This is a genomic window from Thermoflexus sp., assembly GCF_025055495.1.
Lineage (GTDB): Bacteria > Chloroflexota > Anaerolineae > Thermoflexales > Thermoflexaceae > Thermoflexus.
Window position 1 is genome coordinate 1 of the sequence record NZ_JANWXB010000093.1, and the last position, 16,165, is coordinate 16,165.

The window sequence follows — 16,165 nt, forward strand, 5'->3', positions numbered from 1 at the left end:
TTTCCTTTGGGGGTTCTGGGGGGGGGTGCGCGGGGCCGATGGCCCCCCGCACCGCCCCCGAGAGATGTTTTCTCTCCCCTCCCCAGGGCCCAGAGGGCCGCGGGGAGGGGGGAGAAAGGGGGAAGGGGCCGTTGCCCTTCGGACTGGCTTCGCTTCCTCAAATCCCCAGTTGATAACTGGACAAAACGGAGCGCCCACCAACCCAAACAAAAGGGGCGAATCCAGCTGGTCAAATCCCGCTCCCAAAGGCCCCAAGGAGGAGGTCGACTTCGCATGGGAGAAGCGCGTCCATAAGGAGCGCAGTGGAGAGGATGGCGACGGTGGCTTTTATCAAGCTTCGTCGGATGGACTTTGGACAAGCCAGCCGCGCCCCCGGCCCCCGGAGCCTTCTCCGCCCAGAGAGCCGGCCCTTCTCTGTAGCCTGAAGGGCTGTGGGGAGGGGAGAAATCGAATGATTGAGGAGGGGGCGAGGCCACCGAAGGCGGCCTCGCCCACCCACCACCCCCCTGAGAAAGAAATCGCGTGTTCGTCCAAAGCCCAGTTATCCAAGAAACGCTTCACGACACAGGGCTCAACCATCGGGCATCTGCGGGTGACCTGGAAGCCGTTCCCTCTCTTTCCCGCTACCCCTTGAGCCGCTGGTCAAGAGGGGAGATCCTTTCAGTTTCCCCTTCATGACGAAGGGCCTGGAGGTTCGGGGAGTGAAGTCATCGAAGCCCAGGGGCGGTTCTTCCTCCCCAAGGTCCCGAAGGTCTCAAGGGGAGAGAAAGGGGAGGGGCTGTGACCGCCTTTCCCCATCGCGCCTTGCTCCGGAGAGATCATCGCCCGGGCAACCGGCGAAGTTCACCATCAAGATCCGCGGCGGTCGGATCCTTTAGTCCTCTCCAGCTTCCCCCAGATCGTCCAGGTCGAGGGATTCGATGAGATCGCGGAAGGGGGATTCCTCCAGCTTCGCCTCGGTGCTCTCGAGGGTTTCGCTCTCGATTTCCTCCTCGCGCGGGTTGACTCCCGCCCGCTCCATCACATCCTCGTCTACATAGATGGGAACCCTGGCCCGGACCGCAAGGGCGATGGCGTCGCTGGGTCGGGAATCAATCTCCAGGCGCCGGGAGTCCGTCTGGATCACGATGCGGGCATAGAAGGTATCATTGCGGAGGTCATTGACCACTACGTAAAGGACGGTTCCCCCCATTTCGATGATGACGTTCTTCAGCAGATCGTGGGTCAGGGGACGGGCGACTTCGATCTGTTGCAGCTCGATGTTGATGGCCTCCGCTTCGTAAGGGCCGATCCAGATCGGGAGATAGCGGTCGCTCTCCCGCTCCCGGAGGATGATCACCCGGTGCTGGGACATCAGGCTGGCACGGATGCTGTCAATCACCACTTCGATCATCGGAGCCTCCCCCTGTTCATTCCACCGACGCCATCCAGATTTTACCTTTCGATTATACCACTGAGTTCAAGCGCAACGCACGGCCCGTGTCGGCATCGCCCCGCTGGGTCATGGCGTTGGGGGTCATGCCCCTGGAGGTGCAGTAGCCAGGGCCGGGTCCCTTCGGCGCCTGGCCCCTCAGGAAGCCCGCTGCGCGATCCTCAGGCATTCTAAAGGGCATGTCGCCGTTTTCCCATCGCTTCAGCCCTCAAGTTGCGGTGACAGGTTAGAAAGAAAAGGTGGCTTGTCCCCGTGTCATCCCCTGTGGTATGCTGCTTCCTGCCGAGCGGAGGGAACCCTGGGATCTTTGAGGGAGGCGATGGAGCAGCCGCTTCTTTCCATCATCATCCCCGCGCACAACGAAGAGCGCCGGCTGCCCCAGACCCTGGAGGCGATCGACCGCTTCCTGCGGTCCTGGGAACAGCCGGCCGAGGTGATCGTCGTCGAAAACGGCAGCACGGATCGAACGGCGGAGATCGTGGAGGATTTCGCGCGGGATCACCCCTATGTCCGTCTGATCCGCGACCCCCACCGGGGGAAGGGGCGGGCTGTCCGCCGGGGGATGCTGGCCGCCCGCGGACGCTACCGCTACATCTGCGACGCGGATCTTTCCACGCCCATCGAGGAGGTGGTGAAGTTCCTGCCGCCCCAGCTGGACGGCTTCGACGTGGCCATCGGCAGCCGGGAGGCGCCGGGGGCCCGCCGGATCGGAGAGCCTCTTTACCGCCATCTGATCGGCAGGGTCTTCAATCTGATCGTCCGCCTCCTGGCGGTCCCCGGCTTCCAGGACACCCAGTGCGGCTTCAAGATGTTCCGCGCCGAGGCGGCGGAGGACCTCTTTCGAGCCCAGCGGCTGGACGGGATGAGCTTCGATGCGGAGGTGCTGTTCATCGCCCGCCTGCGCGGCTACCGGATCGTGGAAGTCCCGGTGACCTGGTATTTCAACCCGGAAAGCCGTGTCCGGCTCTTCCGGGACAGCCTGAACATGTTCCGCGAGCTGCTGCTGATCCGCTGGAACGCGTGGAAGGGACGGTATGCCCGCTCGGAGTCGGCGGAGCCTTCCCCGGCCGACGCTCGCTGAGGAGTCGGCTTTCTGGCGTCGGGGCTGTCAAAACGTGGCGGGTCTGGATGAGGCGGGACGGGGCGCATGGGCCGGTCCGGTGGTGGCGGCCGCGGTGATCCTTCCGCCGGATCCCGGGATCCTGCGCCGCCGGCTGGCCGAGGTGCGGGACTCGAAGGCCCTGACCCCGTCCGAACGGGAGGCTCTTCTCCCGGTCATCCTGGAGGTGGCCCGAGGAGTGGGGGTCGGGATGGCCGGCCCGGAGGAGATCGATGCCCTCGGGATTGTCCCCGCCACCCGTCTGGCCATGCAGCGGGCCCTGGAGGCGCTGCCGCTTCCTCCTGAGGTGCTGATCGTGGACGCCCTGGACCTGCCGGTTCCGTTGCCCCAGCGGGTCCTGGTTCGGGCGGACGCCCGCTGCCTGTCGGTTGCGGCGGCCTCGATCGTGGCCAAGGTGATCCGCGATCGATGGATGGCGGAGATGGATCGGGTTTACCCGGGATATGGCTTCGCGGGACACAAAGGCTATGGCACGTCGGCCCACCGCCGGGCCCTTCAGGTCCACGGCCCCAGCCCCATCCACCGCCGGTCCTTCGCCCCGGTCCGCTCGCCCTCTCTGCTCTAACTCGAATCGAACGGGAAGCTCATGCGCGTGGCCCTGGTTCATGACTGGCTCAATCAGATGGGAGGCGCCGAAGCGGTGCTGGAGGCCCTGGTGGAGGCTTTTCCCGGCGCCCCCATTTACACCAGCATATACGCCCGGGATCGGATGCCGTCCCATTACCGGAGCTGGGAGATCCACACCACCTGGCTGGATGCCATGCCCTTCATCCACCGGCGGCATCCGCTCTATCTTCCCTTTTATCCTCTAGCGTTCGACGGGCTGAACCTCTCCGGGTATGACGTGGTGATTTCGAACAAGAGCGGGTTCTGCCATGGGGTGGTCACCGGGGCCTCCACGGTTCACCTCTGTTACTGCCTGACGCCGACCCGATATGTCTGGGCGTATGAGGAATACATCGCCCGTGAGGGCCTGCCGGGGCCGATGCGCCGCCTGTTGCGGCCCCTGATCGCCCTCCTGCGGCTCTGGGATCGGATGGCCGCGGATCGGGTGGATGCCTTCATCGCCATCTCGCGAGAGGTGGCCCGGCGCATCCGGAAGTTCTATCGACGTCCGTCGATCCTTCTCCATCCCCCGGTGGAGGTGCAGCGTTTCCATCTTTCCTCTCGAGCCGAGGAGTATTTCCTGATCGTCTCCCGCCTGATCCCCTACAAGCGGATCGATCTGGCGATTGAGGCGTTCAATCGGCTGCGGCGCCCCCTGGTGATCGTGGGGGACGGTCGGGATCGCCGGCGCCTGGAGCGGCTGGCCGGGCCGACCATCACCTTCCTCGGGCGGGTTCCCACGGAGCAGCTGGCCGATCTCTACGCCCGCTGTCGGGCCTTTATCTTCCCCGGGGTGGAGGATTTCGGGATCGCGCCGGTGGAGGCGATGGCCGCCGGGCGGCCGGTGATCGCTTTCGCCGGCGGCGGGGCGCTGGACACGGTGGTGGAGGGCTTGACCGGGGTGTTCTTCGATGCGCCCACGCCGGAGAGCCTGGCGGAGGCGGTGCGCCGCTTCGAGGATATGCGCTTTGATCCCCGGGCGATCCGATGCCATGCGGAGCAGTTTGACAAACGGGTGTTCCAGGAAAAAATAAAGAAAATCGCTGAGCTGGCGTGGGAAGCCGCCCGGCAGGGCCGGGATGTGGAGCAGGTCTTGCTGGCGGAATGGGGCGCTTCGTTGCCGTGAACCCCCTCCCGTCGCTGGGGGTTCGAGGGGTATTAAGCGCCAGGCGGATCCTCTGATCGCTCGTTGGATCCCTATCTTCTCGGAGAGCGATGGCGTTCGGAGAGTGGATCCGGGTTTTGAAACGATGGGGGTGGCTGGCCCTGATCCCGACGGCGCTGGGGCTTCTCGCTGCCGGGGTCGATCGCCCGCCTGCCCCCGCCTATCAAACCTCGATCCGCCTGGCGGTGGGGATCCGGCCGGAGGGTCGCGGGGACTACGACTACGAAGGCTACTACCGCTGGCTGTCCAGCGAATACCTGGCTGCGGGCGTTGCGGCCTGGGTTCGAAGCCGGGACTTTGCGGAACGGGCGGCGGCGCGGTTACAGGCAGAGGGTCTGGCTCTGCCACCCCCCGCGGTCCAGGGAGCCCTGGCTTCGGATTATCAGCGGTCTCTGGTGGTTCTTTATGTGACCGCTCCGGATCCTGGGATGGCGGAGGCGATCGCCCGGGCGGCAGTGGAGGTAGCGCGCCAGGAGGTTGGCCAGGTCTGGCCGCAGGCCGGAGAGGGGATGGCCGTGCTGACGCCGCTGGATACGCCGGTGGTTTCCCCGACCGCGCCCTCCCTCCGCTCCCGGCTGGAACGGCCCTTCCGGATCGCCCTGGGCTTGGTGGTCGGGTTGACCCTGGCCTTCCTGGCCTACTTTATGGATCCCCGCATCTGGGATCGAACGGACGTGGAGCGCCTGGGGTTCCGGGTGCTGGGGGAAATCCGCCAGCGTCGGCAGAGGTGATCGGGCAGGGCTTCCCCAGGCTGTGGGAAGGGAGGGGCCTTTCGTCATCACAAAGGATTTCGGAGCGGCGGGATGCCCGGGAGCGGCCCCGCCGGTTCGCCAACCTCGGAAACGGGAGAAGATGGGGAACTCCATGAGCCTTCAGGATCTGGTGTGGATCCTCCGACGGTGGGGATGGCTGATCCCCATCCTGGCGGTCGTGACCGCCCTGAGCGCCTTCGTCTACAGCCGGCTGCAGACGCCGCTGTATCGGGCGGTGGCGATCATCGCGGTGCAGCCGGCGCGGCCGGATTTCGGCCAGAGCCAGGCTGCTAAAACCCTCTTAAGCAGTTATGTGCAGATCATGTCCAGCGCCTATGGGGGCGGGGATCTTCATCAGCCCTCGGCCAACCGGGTGATCCAGACCCTGCAGCTGGATATGACGCCGGAGCAGCTGCGGCGGAACACGATCTTCTCGGCCGATGAGCGCAGCCTGCTGATCGAACTGGAGGTCCGCTCCTCCGATCCGGAGACGGCCCAGCGGATCGCCCGGACGTGGGCGGAGCTGTTTGTGGAGTGGCGTCGGACGGAGAACCAGACGCTGCGTCAGGAGGATCAGATCGATGCGCTGCTGGTCGATCAGCCGGTCGCCGGTCGATTCCGCCCCCAGACAACGTTCAACGTGGCGGCCGGGGCGGTGATGGGGCTGGTGCTGGGAGGCACGCTGGCCCTGCTGGTCGGCTGGATGGAGCTGGGGGCGGCTCGGGCAACAGAGCAGTGGCTGCTTTTCCAGTATTACCTCCGGCTCCTGCGGCGGCGGGGATGGGCGCTCATCGTCCTCCCGGTGGCGGCGGCGATCCTCGCCTTTGTCTACAGTCGGCTGCAGACGCCGATGTATCGGGCGGTGGCGACCATCGCGGTGCAGCCGGCGCGGCCGGATTTCGGCCAGAGCCAGGCCGCTAAAACCCTCCTGAACAGCTATCTCCAGATCCTCTCCAGCGTCTACGGAGGGGACGATCCCGCCCAGCCCTCCGCGCGACGGGTGATTCAGGATCTGGGCTTGACGATAGCCCCCGAGCAGTTGCGCCGGAATATATCGCTTTCCCTGGACGAACGCAGCATGGTGATTCGCCTGGAAGTGCGCGCTCCCGATGGAGAGCTGGCCCGGCAGATCGCCAAGCGGTGGGCCCAGCAGTTTGTGGAGTGGCGGCAGAAGGAGAATGAGAAACTCCGGCGCGAGGATCGGATCGATGCCCTGCTGGTGGATGAGCCCACCTATGCCCGGTTCCGCCCGCAGACCCGTTTGAATGTAGCCCTGGGCGGCCTGGCCGGGCTGTTGCTTGGGCTGATCGTGCTGTTCTTTGAAGAGGGCGTGGAGAATCTTCGCCGATGGATGGAAGCTCCTCCAGCCCCCCGGCGACGGGAAGAGATCCCGGAAGCCCTTCCCTGACCTCCCAGTGACAGAAGCCGGTATGGACCCCCGATCCTGGCCGATGGCGACCGAAGCCTGCCGGATCCTGCGAGCCAACCTGGAGGCGTTGCGACTGGAGCATCCGCTTCAGGTCCTGCTCCTGATCCCGGCGTCCCCTGGGGAGGCTGCCGCGGAAGTAGCGCTGGATCTGGGCCTCGCTTTTGCGGAGGCGGGTCGGCAAACCCTGCTGGTGGATGCGGATCTGGAACGGCCCCAGCTTCACGAGGCCCTGAGGGTTTCCCCTTCGCCCGGGCTCCGCGCGCTGCTGGCCGGGATGGGAAGCCCCATCGATGCGGCCTTAGCGGAGACCGGGATCCCCGGGTTGAGTTTGTTGCCTGCCGGCGCGCCGGGCTCGGATCCACGCCCTCCCAGCTCCCGAAAGGTTGGGGAACTCCTTCAGGCGCTCCGGCGACGAGCGGAGCGGATCCTGATTTATTCCCCTCCTGCGCAAACCGCCAGCTGGACCCTGGAGCTGGCGGAGCACAGCGATGGAGCCCTCCTCATCGCTCGTGTCCGCCGCACCCATCGGGCCCATCTGCTCCAGGCCCGCGAGGCCCTGGAACGGGTCCATGCGACGGTCCTGGGGGTGATCCTCTGGCGGGCGTAGGACGGTTTGGGAAGAAGTGGCCCATCGCGTAACTGGCCGTAGCGGAAAGGGAGGCGTTTTGCGAATAGGCACCACCCGTTTGCGGCATGAGGGTTTGGGGGGTGAGGGGCGGTTGGCTTCGCCGCTGGATCTCTCACCCCCTCCACCAGCAAGTGGGAATCCCATGTGGGAGGGAGGAGGATGACGTCGATCAAAGCGCTGATCCTGAGCGGAGGGAAGGGGACCCGGCTCTATCCCCTGACCTTCACCAGCGCCAAGCAGCTGATCCCCATCGCCAACAAGCCGGTCCTCTTCCGGGTCATCGAAACCGTAAGAGACGCGGGCATCATCGACATCGGGATCGTGGTTGGGGATACGGCCCCCGAGGTGATGGCGGCGGTGGGGGATGGGAGCCGCTGGGGGGTGAAGGTGACCTATATCCGTCAGGAGGCGCCGCTGGGCCTGGCCCATGCGGTGAAAATCGCCCGGGGCTACCTGGGAGACACGCCCTTCGTGATGTTCCTGGGTGACAATGTGATCCAAGGAGGGATTCGTCATCTGGTGCGGATGTTTCTGGAGAGCAACTACGATGCCCAGATCGTCTTGAAGGAAGTCCCCGACCCTCAGCACTATGGGGTGGCGGAACTGGAGAACGGCCGCATCGTGCGGCTGGTGGAAAAGCCCCGGGAGCCGCGCAGCAATCTGGCGCTGGTGGGGATCTATCTCTTCCGGCCGCCGATCTTTGAGGCGGTGGAGGCCATCCGCCCCAGCTGGCGGGGCGAGCTGGAGATCACGGACGCCATTCAATACCTGGTGGAGAAGGGCTACATGGTTTACCCCTACATCCACACCGGGTGGTGGATTGACACCGGGAAGCCGATCGATATGCTCGCTGCCAACAGCCTGGTGCTGGAGGAGCTGGAGCCGCGGGTGGAGGGGTATGTGGATCGGGATTCGGTGCTGGAGGGGAAGGTGATCATCGAGAGGGGCGCGGAAATCATCAACAGTCGGGTCCGCGGCCCGGCGATCATCGGGGAACACACCCGGGTGGTGAACAGCTACATCGGCCCCTTCACCAGCATCTATCATCACTGCGAGATCATCAACAGCGAGATCGAGCACAGCATCGTGCTGGAGCACTGCCGCATCGAGGACATCCCGCGGATCGCGGACAGCCTGATCGGCCGCCGCGTGGTGATCGCCCACTCGCCGATGAAGCCGAAGGCGTATAAATTCACCTTAGGGGACTATAGCCAGGTAGGGATCGTCTGAGCAGAGTTCCGAACTCGTTATCCATCCTCTCGGATGAGACCGATGCAGGTTTCACGTCCGGAAACCCAACGGGTGGTGATCACCGGGATGGGGGCGCTTTCCCCCCTTGGCCTGAACGTCGGGGCGTTCTGGGAGGGCTTAATCGCCGGCCGCTCGGGCATCGGCCCGATCACCCAGTTTGACGCCTCGGGGCTCCCGGTCCGGATCGCCGGCGAAGTGAAGGGCTTTGATCCGACCATCGCCCTCTCCCCGAAAGAGGCCCGCCGCATGGCCCGCTGTTCTCAGTTCGCCGTCGTGGCGGCGTTGGAAGCGGTTCGGGACGCTGGATTCGATGGCTTCCCGGATCCCGAACGGGTGGGGACGCTGATCGGGGTAGGGATGGGAGGCTATGAGGTGGCGGACCGCCAGATCCAGATCTTCCGCACCCAGGGGCTGGCGCGGGTGAGCCCCTTCGCCCTCGTGGCTTCGATCCCGAATATGCCGAGCCATCACGTGAGCGTCTACTTTGGGGCGAAGGGCCCGATCGCTACCGTAGCCGCCGCCTGCGCTACCGGCGCCCAGGCCATCGGCGAGGCGGCGGAGTGGATCCGTCGGGGGATTGCCGATATCGCGATCTGCGGCGGGGTGGAGGCGCTGATCACGGATTTCGCCATCGCCGGCTTCGCGGCGATGCGGGCCCTTTCCACCCGGAACGAGGAGCCGGAGCGGGCCAGCCGCCCCTTCGATGCCCATCGGAATGGATTCGTTTACGCCGAGGGCGCGGGGATTCTGGTGCTGGAACGGCTTTCCCACGCTCGCGCCCGGGGGGCCCGGATCTATGCGGAGGTCCTGGGCTACGGGAACGCGGCCGACGCCCATCACGCGGCGGCGCCTGAGCCGGATGGGGCAGGGGCGGCCCGCGCCATGCGCTGGGCGCTCCAGGATGCGAGGATCGGGCCCGAGGAGATCGACTACATCAACGCCCACGGAACCTCCACCCGTTTGAACGATCCGATTGAGACGATGGCCATCAAACAGGTGTTTGGGGAAACGGCCTACCGGATCCCCATCAGCGCCACCAAGTCCATGATCGGCCATACGATGGGCGCGGCAGGGGCTCTGGGCGCCATCGCCACAGCGCTGACGCTGGTTCACCAGATCATCCATCCCACCATCAACTACGAGACGCCGGATCCCGAGTGCGATCTGGATTATGTTCCCAACGTGGCCCGCAAAGCGGGGGTGCGTCGGGCGCTGGTGAACGCTTTTGGGTTTGGGGGGCACAACGTCGCGCTGGTCCTCGGGCGATGGGAAGAAGACGGAGGGGAAGCCCCCATCACCGGAGGATAGCGGGGCTGCGATCCAACATTCCCTCTCTGGGTCGTGCGATCCCTGCAGAATTTCTCATGAAGGGCGGGCCATCCTCGGCGGCCCGCATCCCACGAGAAATAGACGCCCTTTTCTCCGGTGCGATCAGGGCGTGCGGGGGGAAGGTAAGGGAGGGATTGTGTTGCTCATTCCCCCCTCGGGAGCTCTGGGGGCGGAGCCGGACGCTGAAGGCACCCCGCTTCGCGCTCACGCGGAGAGGGCGTAGTCCTGGCTGGGTGTGAATCGCGATCCTTAATTCCTTCATCCCTAACCCCACGTCCCGGAAAGGGGGATTTCAAGATGATCTGGCGCAGGATTCGAGAGCTTCTGGGAAGGGGGATCCCGGAACCCGATCCCGATGCGATCTGGCTGTATGTGCAATGCGGGCGATGCGGGGCTCCTGTTTCCGTCCGGGCGGATCGCCGGTATGACCTAAACCCCCACGAATCGGGAACCGGTTACGTGTTGATCAAGGAGATCATGGATAACCGCTGCTTCCAGCTGATGCGGGCGGAGGTTCATCTGGACGACCATTACCGTGTGGTGGAACGGACCATTGAAGGGGGGCGCTTCCTGAGCCCCGAGGAATATCATCAGTTGCAAGGCGCGTGAGGGCGATTCGATCTCGAGCTCCCCCTAGGGGGTCATCGAAGGCGAGCTGCGCTGCTTTTTCTTCCTCCTTTTCGCGACCAATTGGCTATGGGGAGGAAGGAAACAAAACGCACTGTCCGGGAGGATTGAAAGCCTATGAAAGTCGTGCGCAACGAGGCATATATCCGGCGCCGGGCGACCATCGGCAACTGGGCCTTCCCGATCGGCTACATCATCCTGATCCTCGGGCTGGTGACTTCCCTGCTGTATCCCCAGCTCGCGCTCATCCCGGTCCTTGCCTTTTTCGTGGGTTTTGGGCTGACCCAAATCGGGATTTATTACATCCATCGCTTCGTGCGCCCGGACCGGCCGGAGGCGGCGCTGACCCAGGCCCTCAAGGGCTTAGATGATCGATATGTCCTCTATCACTACATGCTCCCTGCCGCTCACGTCCTGATCGGCCCGGATGGGGTGCGGACGTTTGTCGTCAAATGGCAGCGCGGGGAGATCCGCTGCCGGAACGACCGGTGGTCCCAGCCGATGGGGCCCCTTCGGCGCTTCCTGCGCTGGATGGCCCAGGATACCCTGGGGAACCCGACCCGGGAAGCGCAGCTGGAGGCGGAAGCCCTTCGCCGCTATTTCGCCCGCCATCTGGATAGGGGTGAGATCCCCATCCAGCCGGTCATTGTCTTTACCCATCCAGAAGCTCGTCTGGATGTCGAGGGCTGCAGCATCCCGGTCGTTCACGGGCGCAAACTGAAGGAGTGGCTACGGAAGGAGGCGCGGCAAGGAACCCTCCCCCGGGATCTTCAGGAGGCGTTGTGGCGGATCCTCCCGGCGCCGGATTCGGAGGGGTAAGGAGGAGTTCGGAGGCTCGATCGGGCCGCCGGAGATATTTTCCCCTTCGGGAGGGGCCGATCTCCGCCCCCAAAAGGCTTTATTCCTCTCTCCCCACGGCCCTTCAGGCGGTGGGGAGAGAGGATCGAGGGGATGGAGCGATCCCGTTCTCCACAGCGGGCTCTCCGCTGTGTAACTCCATGAGATCCCCCAAGCCCGAAGGGCCTGGGGGGATGCCGGATTTCAAAGGAGCTATTCGGCCGCGGAGGCCAGGGCGGGATAGCCCCGGTGCTCCAGCTCGGCCAGGAACTTCTCCGCCTCCATCGCGGCCATGGCCCCGAACCCGGCCGAGGTGATGGCCTGTCGGAACCATCGGTCATGCACCTCGCCGGCGGCGAAGACGCCGGGAACGCTGGTGTGCAGCCGCTCGTTGACTTTGATGTAGCCTGCCTCGTCCATTTCCAGCTGTCCGCGGAACAGCGTGGTGTTGGGCTCATAACCGATGAAGATGAATACACCATCCGTAGGGAATTCCCATTCTTCCCCTGTCTTCACGTTCCTCAGCCGCACCCCCCGCACCTTGCCGTCGCCCAGGATGGTTGTGACGATGGTGTTCGTCAGGAAGGCGATCTTCGGGTTGTTCCGCGCGCGCTCCTGCAAGATGGGCTGGGCGCGGAATTGATCCCGCCGGTGGATGATGGTGACCTTCCGCGCGTAGCGGGTGAGGAACAGCCCTTCCTGGAAGGCGCTATCGCCCCCGCCCACCACCACGACCTCTTTGTCCATGAAAAAGAAGCCATCGCAGGTGGCGCACACGGAGACACCCCGTCCCCAGAACTCCTGCTCGCCGGGGACATTCAGACGGCGAGGGGTGGCTCCGGTGGCCACGATCACCGCCTTAGCCTCGTATTCCTCACCATACGTGCGCACCCGGAAGGGATGACGCCGGAAATCGACCTCGATCGCCTCATCGAACTCAAAGCGGGCGCCGAAGCGTTCCGCCTGTTGCTTCATACGCTCCGCCAGTTCCGCGCCGCCGATGGGCTCCGGAAAGCCGGGGAAGTTCTCCACCACATCTGTGGTGGCGATCTGACCGCCGACGCTGTTGCCGGTGATGACCAGCGGCGAGAGATTCGCCCGCGCCGCGTAGAGGGCCGCCGTTAACCCGGCCGGCCCGGCGCCCAGGATGATCAGGTTCTCCATTCGAACTTCCCTCCTGTATGGGGGTTTATGCCATGAGTAACTTCAGGCAGCCAGCCCGATCCAAGGGCCTTCAGGAGGGATGCGAGCCAGGTCCCTCCCTCCCCAAACCTGCGGTAGAGCTCGGAAGTCGCCCAAGATAGCCCTTCCAAACCACTGAAGGCCCGTCCGAATCCTTTGCGCCGCAAGGGGATCCTTCTCCTCAATCCGGAGGTGGCGGCTCGACCATCCTCGGAGAGACGTTTCTCCGCTCAATCGCGTAAGCCGGAGGAGAGGCCGGCTGACACGGGCTCCGGGACGGCCTCCCGGGCGGGCTGGACGCGCCAGATGCGGGTGGGATCCTGAATCCGGTCCGGGAAGAGCACCCCGTCCAGATGATCGATCTCATGCTGGAACACGCGGGCCACCAGGCCTTCCGCCCGGATCCGAACCCGCCGCCCATCCCGGTTGAGGCCCCGCACGGTCACCCATCGATGACGGGGAACCCAGCCATACCACCCGGGAATGGAGAGGCAGCCCTCCACTCCCTCTACAATCTCCGGGGAGGCTTCCACGATCTCTGGGTTGATGACGACATGCAGGATCCCGCTCCCGGGCACCTCCTCGTCCTCCGGGACCTCCACGACGATCACGCGGAGGGATTCCCCGATCTGGGGCGCGGCCAGGCCGATCCCTTCCGCCGCTCGCATGGTCTCCACCATATCGTCGATCAGGCGGCGGAGGGCCGGCGTGATCCGCAGGACAGGCTCCGCCTTCCGTCGCAGGATCGGTCGATCCGCCATGACAATCGGTCGCACCGCCATGGGTGGATCCCTCCTCTTTTGCCCCTTAAAAATTCGATGCGTTCGCCCCTCAAATGGTGACACGAGGGCAGGAGATCAGGTGTCTGACTTCTATTGATTTTAGAGGGATCTCGCTTAGTCGACCACCATGCTTTGCTTTGTCCATTTTTCAGTTGGGGGTTTTCGGGAGTGATGCGGGAGGCCAGGGGCTATCCCCTTCCAGACTGGCTTCGGTTCGTCAAATCCCCCGCCTGTAGCTGGACTTGATGGGCGGGCGAGGCTGCCCATCAGGGGATGCCGGGGAAGGGGCCATCATGGTCATTAAACGCTGCTGTGTCGGACAACCCCTTCGGTGACTCCCGATAGAGCGGATCCGGAGGCGTGTCCCTTGCCGGGGGAACGCCGGCTTGCTGTTTGACGTCTTTCCTGTGAGATCAGCCGGAAGGAGGTTCTCATGCGCCCGCTCTTCGTCGGGATCATCCTCGGAATGCTTCTCGTCGCATGTGCGCCGGTCGCGCGCCCGATCCCTGGGGAGATGTCTCAAGCGCCGGAGGCTGTTCAACCTCAGATCAAAAGCGCCGGCGGCCCGCAGGCGGAGGACGCGCGGGCGCTGAAAGGGGCACCTCCCGCCACGCCGGTGGCCGTCGCCGTAAATCCTCCCGGAGGGATCCCCAATCCCGCCGTCCGCATGATCATCAAAAACGCCGAGATGCGCCTCTTGGTCTCCAGCGTCGATGAGGCCCTCACCCGCATCGAGGGACTGGTGGCCGATATGGGCGGCTACATCCTGAACAGTCGCACCTGGTTCCAGGACGAGGAAAAATATGCCAGCCTGACGTTTGCCGTGCCCTCGGAGCGGTTTGAGGAGGCGCTGGGCCGGTTGCGGCGCATTGCGACGAAGGTGGCGGATGAGAACACTTCGGGCCAGGATGTCAGCCAGGAATATGTGGATCTGGAGGCCCGGCTGGCCAACCTGGAGGCGGCAGCGGCCCGGCTCCGGGAGTTCCTAAAAGAGGCGAAGTCCGTGGAGGAGGCCCTCCAGGTGGAAGCGCGGTTGCGGGAGCTGGAAGGGGAGATCGCCCAGGTGAAAGGCCGCATGAACTTCCTGAAAGGGCGCTCCACCTACTCGCTGATCACGGTCATCCTGGAACCCCTGCGCCCCACGCCGACCTTGACCCCCACGCCGACGCCCGTTGTGTGGGATCCGGGGGAAACATTCCGCGAGGCCACCGGGGTGCTGGGGATCCTGTTGCGGGCCCTGGTGGATTTCAGTATTTGGGTTCTGGTGTTAGGAGGCCCTTTTATGCTTCCGGCTGGGGTGATCGCCTTCATGGCTTACCGGTTCCGGAATCGCCGTCGGATCGGGTAGGGTGGGATCGGACCTGAGGGAGGGACTATCCTGCGCTTCTTTCTCGCGTGCGCCAATTTCTTCGCCGTCGTCGCTCCTTGCCCTCGCGGCAGGGAGCTGGAAGTTGGACATCCTCCTCGCTGAGCCCGTGGAAGCCTGAAGTTTGTTAGCATTCCAGGTGAGGATCCTCACTACTCCTTCTCGAAAGGGTGGAGTAGATTTTCAGAAAAATTAGAAAAATTTTGAAAAATATCCTGCCCAGGAGATGCTGCGATGCATCCCCCGCAAGAGCTGGCCCGAACCGCAGCGGAGGCCCAGCGACCTGTGGTGCTAGTGGGGCCGCCGAATGTCGGGAAGTCGGCCCTCTTTTTCCGACTGACCGGCCGCTACGCCACGGTCTCGAACTATCCGGGGACCACAGTAGATCTCCTGATGGGCCGTCTCCCCGATGGGGGCCCGCTCCTGGATACGCCGGGGACTCGAAGCCTTTTCCCGCTTTCGGCGGAGGAGCAGATCACCCAGGCGGTGTTGCTCACAGCCCAGCCGCAGGCGGTCATCCAGGTGGCAGATGCTCGCCAGCTTCGCCAGGCGCTTCTCCTTACCCTCCAGCTCGCGGAACTGGAGGTTCCGATGGTTCTGGACCTGAACCTGATGGATGAGGCGCAGGCGGAGGGAGTGGAAATCGATCTGGAGGGCCTGGCCGCTCGTCTGGGCGTTCCGGTCGTCGCCACGGTGGCGGTATCCGGGCAGGGGCTGGATCGTCTGCGGGCCCTGATCCCCGAGGCCCGCGTTCCCCGGGTTCGGCCCACCTACGATCCGCCGTTGGAGGAGGCGCTTCAGCGACTGGAGGCGCACCTGCCCCCCGGCCCGGGCCGTCGCTATCAGGCGCTGGGGATGCTCCTCCACGACCCCCTGATCCTTCAGCAGATCCCCGATGAAGCACTGCGGGAGGAGGCCGCGGCGTTGCGCCGGAATCTGGAGGCCCATTACGGACGTCCGCTCCCTTACGTCCTGGCGCGCCAGCGGCACCGCTGGGCGGAGGAACTGTTGAAGGACCTGGTGCGGCGGAAACCTCATGCGGCCGGCTCGTGGGCACGACTCCAGCGGCAGCTGGACGCCTTCACCCTTCATCCGGTTGCAGGCTGGCTGATCATCGCGCTGGTCCTCTGGGCCACTTATCAGTTTGTGGGCATCTTCGGCGCCCAGACGCTGGTGGGCTTTCTGGAGGAAACCGTCTTTGGGATCTGGCTGCTCCCCTGGATCACCGCCCTGGCCGAACGCTGGATCCCCTGGCCGCTGGTTCGGGATTTCCTGTTCGGACCGTATGGCCAGATCTCGATGGCCTTGACCTACGGCCTGGCCATCGTGTTGCCCATCGTGAGCACCTTCTTCCTGGTGTTCAGCCTCATGGAGGATTCCGGCTATCTCCCTCGCCTGGCGGCCATGCTCAATCGCCCCTTCAAGGCCATGGGGCTGAACGGACGCGCCGTCCTTCCCCTGGTGCTGGGGCTGGGCTGTGTGACCATGGCGACAATGACCACGCGGGTGCTGCACACCCGAAAGGAGCGGGTGCTAGTGACACTGTTGCTCGCGCTGGCGGTCCCGTGCTCCGCCCAGCTGGGGGTGATCTTCGGGATGATCGCGATGGCTGGTCCCGCGGCGCTGGGGATCTGGCTGGGGATTGTGGCAGCGGTGCTG

Annotated in this window: 15 protein-coding genes; 12 read left to right on the forward strand and 3 right to left on the reverse strand. The window is 64.7% G+C overall.

The window, feature by feature from the left end:
* Nucleotides 1–874 precede the first annotated feature (874 nt).
* On the reverse strand, nt 875–1,393 hold the full coding sequence (locus NZM16_RS03205) for a bifunctional nuclease family protein (RefSeq protein ID WP_295451050.1): 519 nt from the start codon (nt 1,391–1,393) through the stop codon (nt 875–877).
* Nucleotides 1,394–1,751: 358 nt separating this feature from the next.
* Here NZM16_RS03205 and NZM16_RS03210 point away from each other — a divergent pair, with 358 nt between their 5' ends.
* The 10 genes from NZM16_RS03210 to NZM16_RS03255 all read left to right on the forward strand — a co-directional run bounded on the left by NZM16_RS03210 (nt 1,752) and on the right by NZM16_RS03255 (nt 11,158).
* The gene (locus NZM16_RS03210) at nt 1,752–2,513 is read left to right on the forward strand and encodes a dolichyl-phosphate beta-glucosyltransferase (RefSeq protein ID WP_295478505.1); all 762 of its coding nucleotides are present in this window, start codon (nt 1,752–1,754) and stop codon (nt 2,511–2,513) included.
* On the forward strand, nt 2,467–3,117 hold the full coding sequence (locus NZM16_RS03215) for a ribonuclease HII (protein WP_295451044.1): 651 nt from the start codon (nt 2,467–2,469) through the stop codon (nt 3,115–3,117). The genes NZM16_RS03210 and NZM16_RS03215 overlap by 47 nt, the downstream gene beginning before the upstream one ends.
* Before the next feature lie 21 nt (nt 3,118–3,138).
* Nucleotides 3,139–4,284 carry a glycosyltransferase gene (locus NZM16_RS03220; protein ID WP_295478508.1) on the forward strand — a complete coding sequence of 382 codons (1,146 nt, stop codon included), beginning with the start codon at nt 3,139–3,141 and terminating at the stop codon, nt 4,282–4,284.
* An 89-nt stretch (nt 4,285–4,373) separates the two neighbouring features.
* The gene (locus NZM16_RS03225; RefSeq protein WP_295478511.1) at nt 4,374–5,054 is read left to right on the forward strand and encodes a hypothetical protein; all 681 of its coding nucleotides are present in this window, start codon (nt 4,374–4,376) and stop codon (nt 5,052–5,054) included.
* A 133-nt stretch (nt 5,055–5,187) separates the two neighbouring features.
* Nucleotides 5,188–6,483 (forward strand): YveK family protein, encoded by a 1,296-nt coding sequence (locus tag NZM16_RS03230; RefSeq protein WP_295478513.1) that lies wholly within the window; start codon nt 5,188–5,190, stop codon nt 6,481–6,483.
* A gap of 22 nt (nt 6,484–6,505) precedes the next feature.
* Nucleotides 6,506–7,111, forward strand: a complete 606-nt coding sequence (locus tag NZM16_RS03235) for a CpsD/CapB family tyrosine-protein kinase (RefSeq protein WP_295451036.1) — start codon at nt 6,506–6,508, stop codon at nt 7,109–7,111.
* 189 nt (nt 7,112–7,300) lie between these two features.
* Nucleotides 7,301–8,362 carry a glucose-1-phosphate thymidylyltransferase gene (locus NZM16_RS03240; RefSeq protein ID WP_366946204.1) on the forward strand — a complete coding sequence of 354 codons (1,062 nt, stop codon included), beginning with the start codon at nt 7,301–7,303 and terminating at the stop codon, nt 8,360–8,362.
* Nucleotides 8,363–8,404: 42 nt separating this feature from the next.
* A complete protein-coding gene (gene fabF / locus NZM16_RS03245; protein WP_295451031.1) occupies nt 8,405–9,691 on the forward strand; it encodes a beta-ketoacyl-ACP synthase II in 1,287 nt (428 codons plus the stop codon).
* A gap of 318 nt (nt 9,692–10,009) precedes the next feature.
* On the forward strand, nt 10,010–10,321 hold the full coding sequence (locus tag NZM16_RS03250; protein ID WP_295451028.1) for a hypothetical protein: 312 nt from the start codon (nt 10,010–10,012) through the stop codon (nt 10,319–10,321).
* Nucleotides 10,322–10,456: 135 nt separating this feature from the next.
* The gene (locus tag NZM16_RS03255; RefSeq protein WP_295478516.1) at nt 10,457–11,158 is read left to right on the forward strand and encodes a nuclease-related domain-containing protein; all 702 of its coding nucleotides are present in this window, start codon (nt 10,457–10,459) and stop codon (nt 11,156–11,158) included.
* A 231-nt stretch (nt 11,159–11,389) separates the two neighbouring features.
* On the opposite strand, the gene trxB is transcribed toward NZM16_RS03255, so the two are convergent.
* Nucleotides 11,390–12,340 (reverse strand): thioredoxin-disulfide reductase, encoded by a 951-nt coding sequence (trxB, locus tag NZM16_RS03260; RefSeq protein ID WP_295451022.1) that lies wholly within the window; start codon nt 12,338–12,340, stop codon nt 11,390–11,392.
* A 248-nt stretch (nt 12,341–12,588) separates the two neighbouring features.
* The gene (def, locus tag NZM16_RS03265; RefSeq protein WP_295451019.1) at nt 12,589–13,140 is read right to left on the reverse strand and encodes a peptide deformylase; all 552 of its coding nucleotides are present in this window, start codon (nt 13,138–13,140) and stop codon (nt 12,589–12,591) included.
* A gap of 433 nt (nt 13,141–13,573) precedes the next feature.
* Between def and NZM16_RS03270 the strand changes: the two genes are divergently transcribed.
* Nucleotides 13,574–14,488: a DUF4349 domain-containing protein gene (locus NZM16_RS03270; RefSeq protein WP_295451015.1), complete on the forward strand. Its 915-nt coding sequence runs from the start codon at nt 13,574–13,576 to the stop codon at nt 14,486–14,488.
* 252 nt (nt 14,489–14,740) lie between these two features.
* Nucleotides 14,741–16,165: ferrous iron transporter B (locus NZM16_RS03275; RefSeq protein ID WP_295478519.1), on the forward strand; the 1,425-nt coding region annotated here is incomplete at its 3' end.

Bases quoted from the DNA above. Each gene is read 5' to 3' on its own strand.
- NZM16_RS03255 (WP_295478516.1), top strand. From the start codon at position 10,457: ATGAAAGTCGTGCGCAACGAGGCATATATCCGGCGCCGGGCGACCATC.
- def (WP_295451019.1), bottom strand. From the start codon at position 13,140: ATGGCGGTGCGACCGATTGTCATGGCGGATCGACCGATCCTGCGACGG.
- trxB (WP_295451022.1), bottom strand. From the start codon at position 12,340: ATGGAGAACCTGATCATCCTGGGCGCCGGGCCGGCCGGGTTAACGGCG.
- NZM16_RS03270 (WP_295451015.1), top strand. From the start codon at position 13,574: ATGCGCCCGCTCTTCGTCGGGATCATCCTCGGAATGCTTCTCGTCGCA.
- fabF (WP_295451031.1), top strand. From the start codon at position 8,405: ATGCAGGTTTCACGTCCGGAAACCCAACGGGTGGTGATCACCGGGATG.
- NZM16_RS03230 (WP_295478513.1), top strand. From the start codon at position 5,188: ATGAGCCTTCAGGATCTGGTGTGGATCCTCCGACGGTGGGGATGGCTG.
- NZM16_RS03225 (WP_295478511.1), top strand. From the start codon at position 4,374: ATGGCGTTCGGAGAGTGGATCCGGGTTTTGAAACGATGGGGGTGGCTG.
- NZM16_RS03250 (WP_295451028.1), top strand. From the start codon at position 10,010: ATGATCTGGCGCAGGATTCGAGAGCTTCTGGGAAGGGGGATCCCGGAA.
- NZM16_RS03215 (WP_295451044.1), top strand. From the start codon at position 2,467: ATGCCCGCTCGGAGTCGGCGGAGCCTTCCCCGGCCGACGCTCGCTGAG.
- NZM16_RS03210 (WP_295478505.1), top strand. From the start codon at position 1,752: ATGGAGCAGCCGCTTCTTTCCATCATCATCCCCGCGCACAACGAAGAG.
- NZM16_RS03205 (WP_295451050.1), bottom strand. From the start codon at position 1,393: ATGATCGAAGTGGTGATTGACAGCATCCGTGCCAGCCTGATGTCCCAG.
- NZM16_RS03220 (WP_295478508.1), top strand. From the start codon at position 3,139: ATGCGCGTGGCCCTGGTTCATGACTGGCTCAATCAGATGGGAGGCGCC.
- NZM16_RS03235 (WP_295451036.1), top strand. From the start codon at position 6,506: ATGGACCCCCGATCCTGGCCGATGGCGACCGAAGCCTGCCGGATCCTG.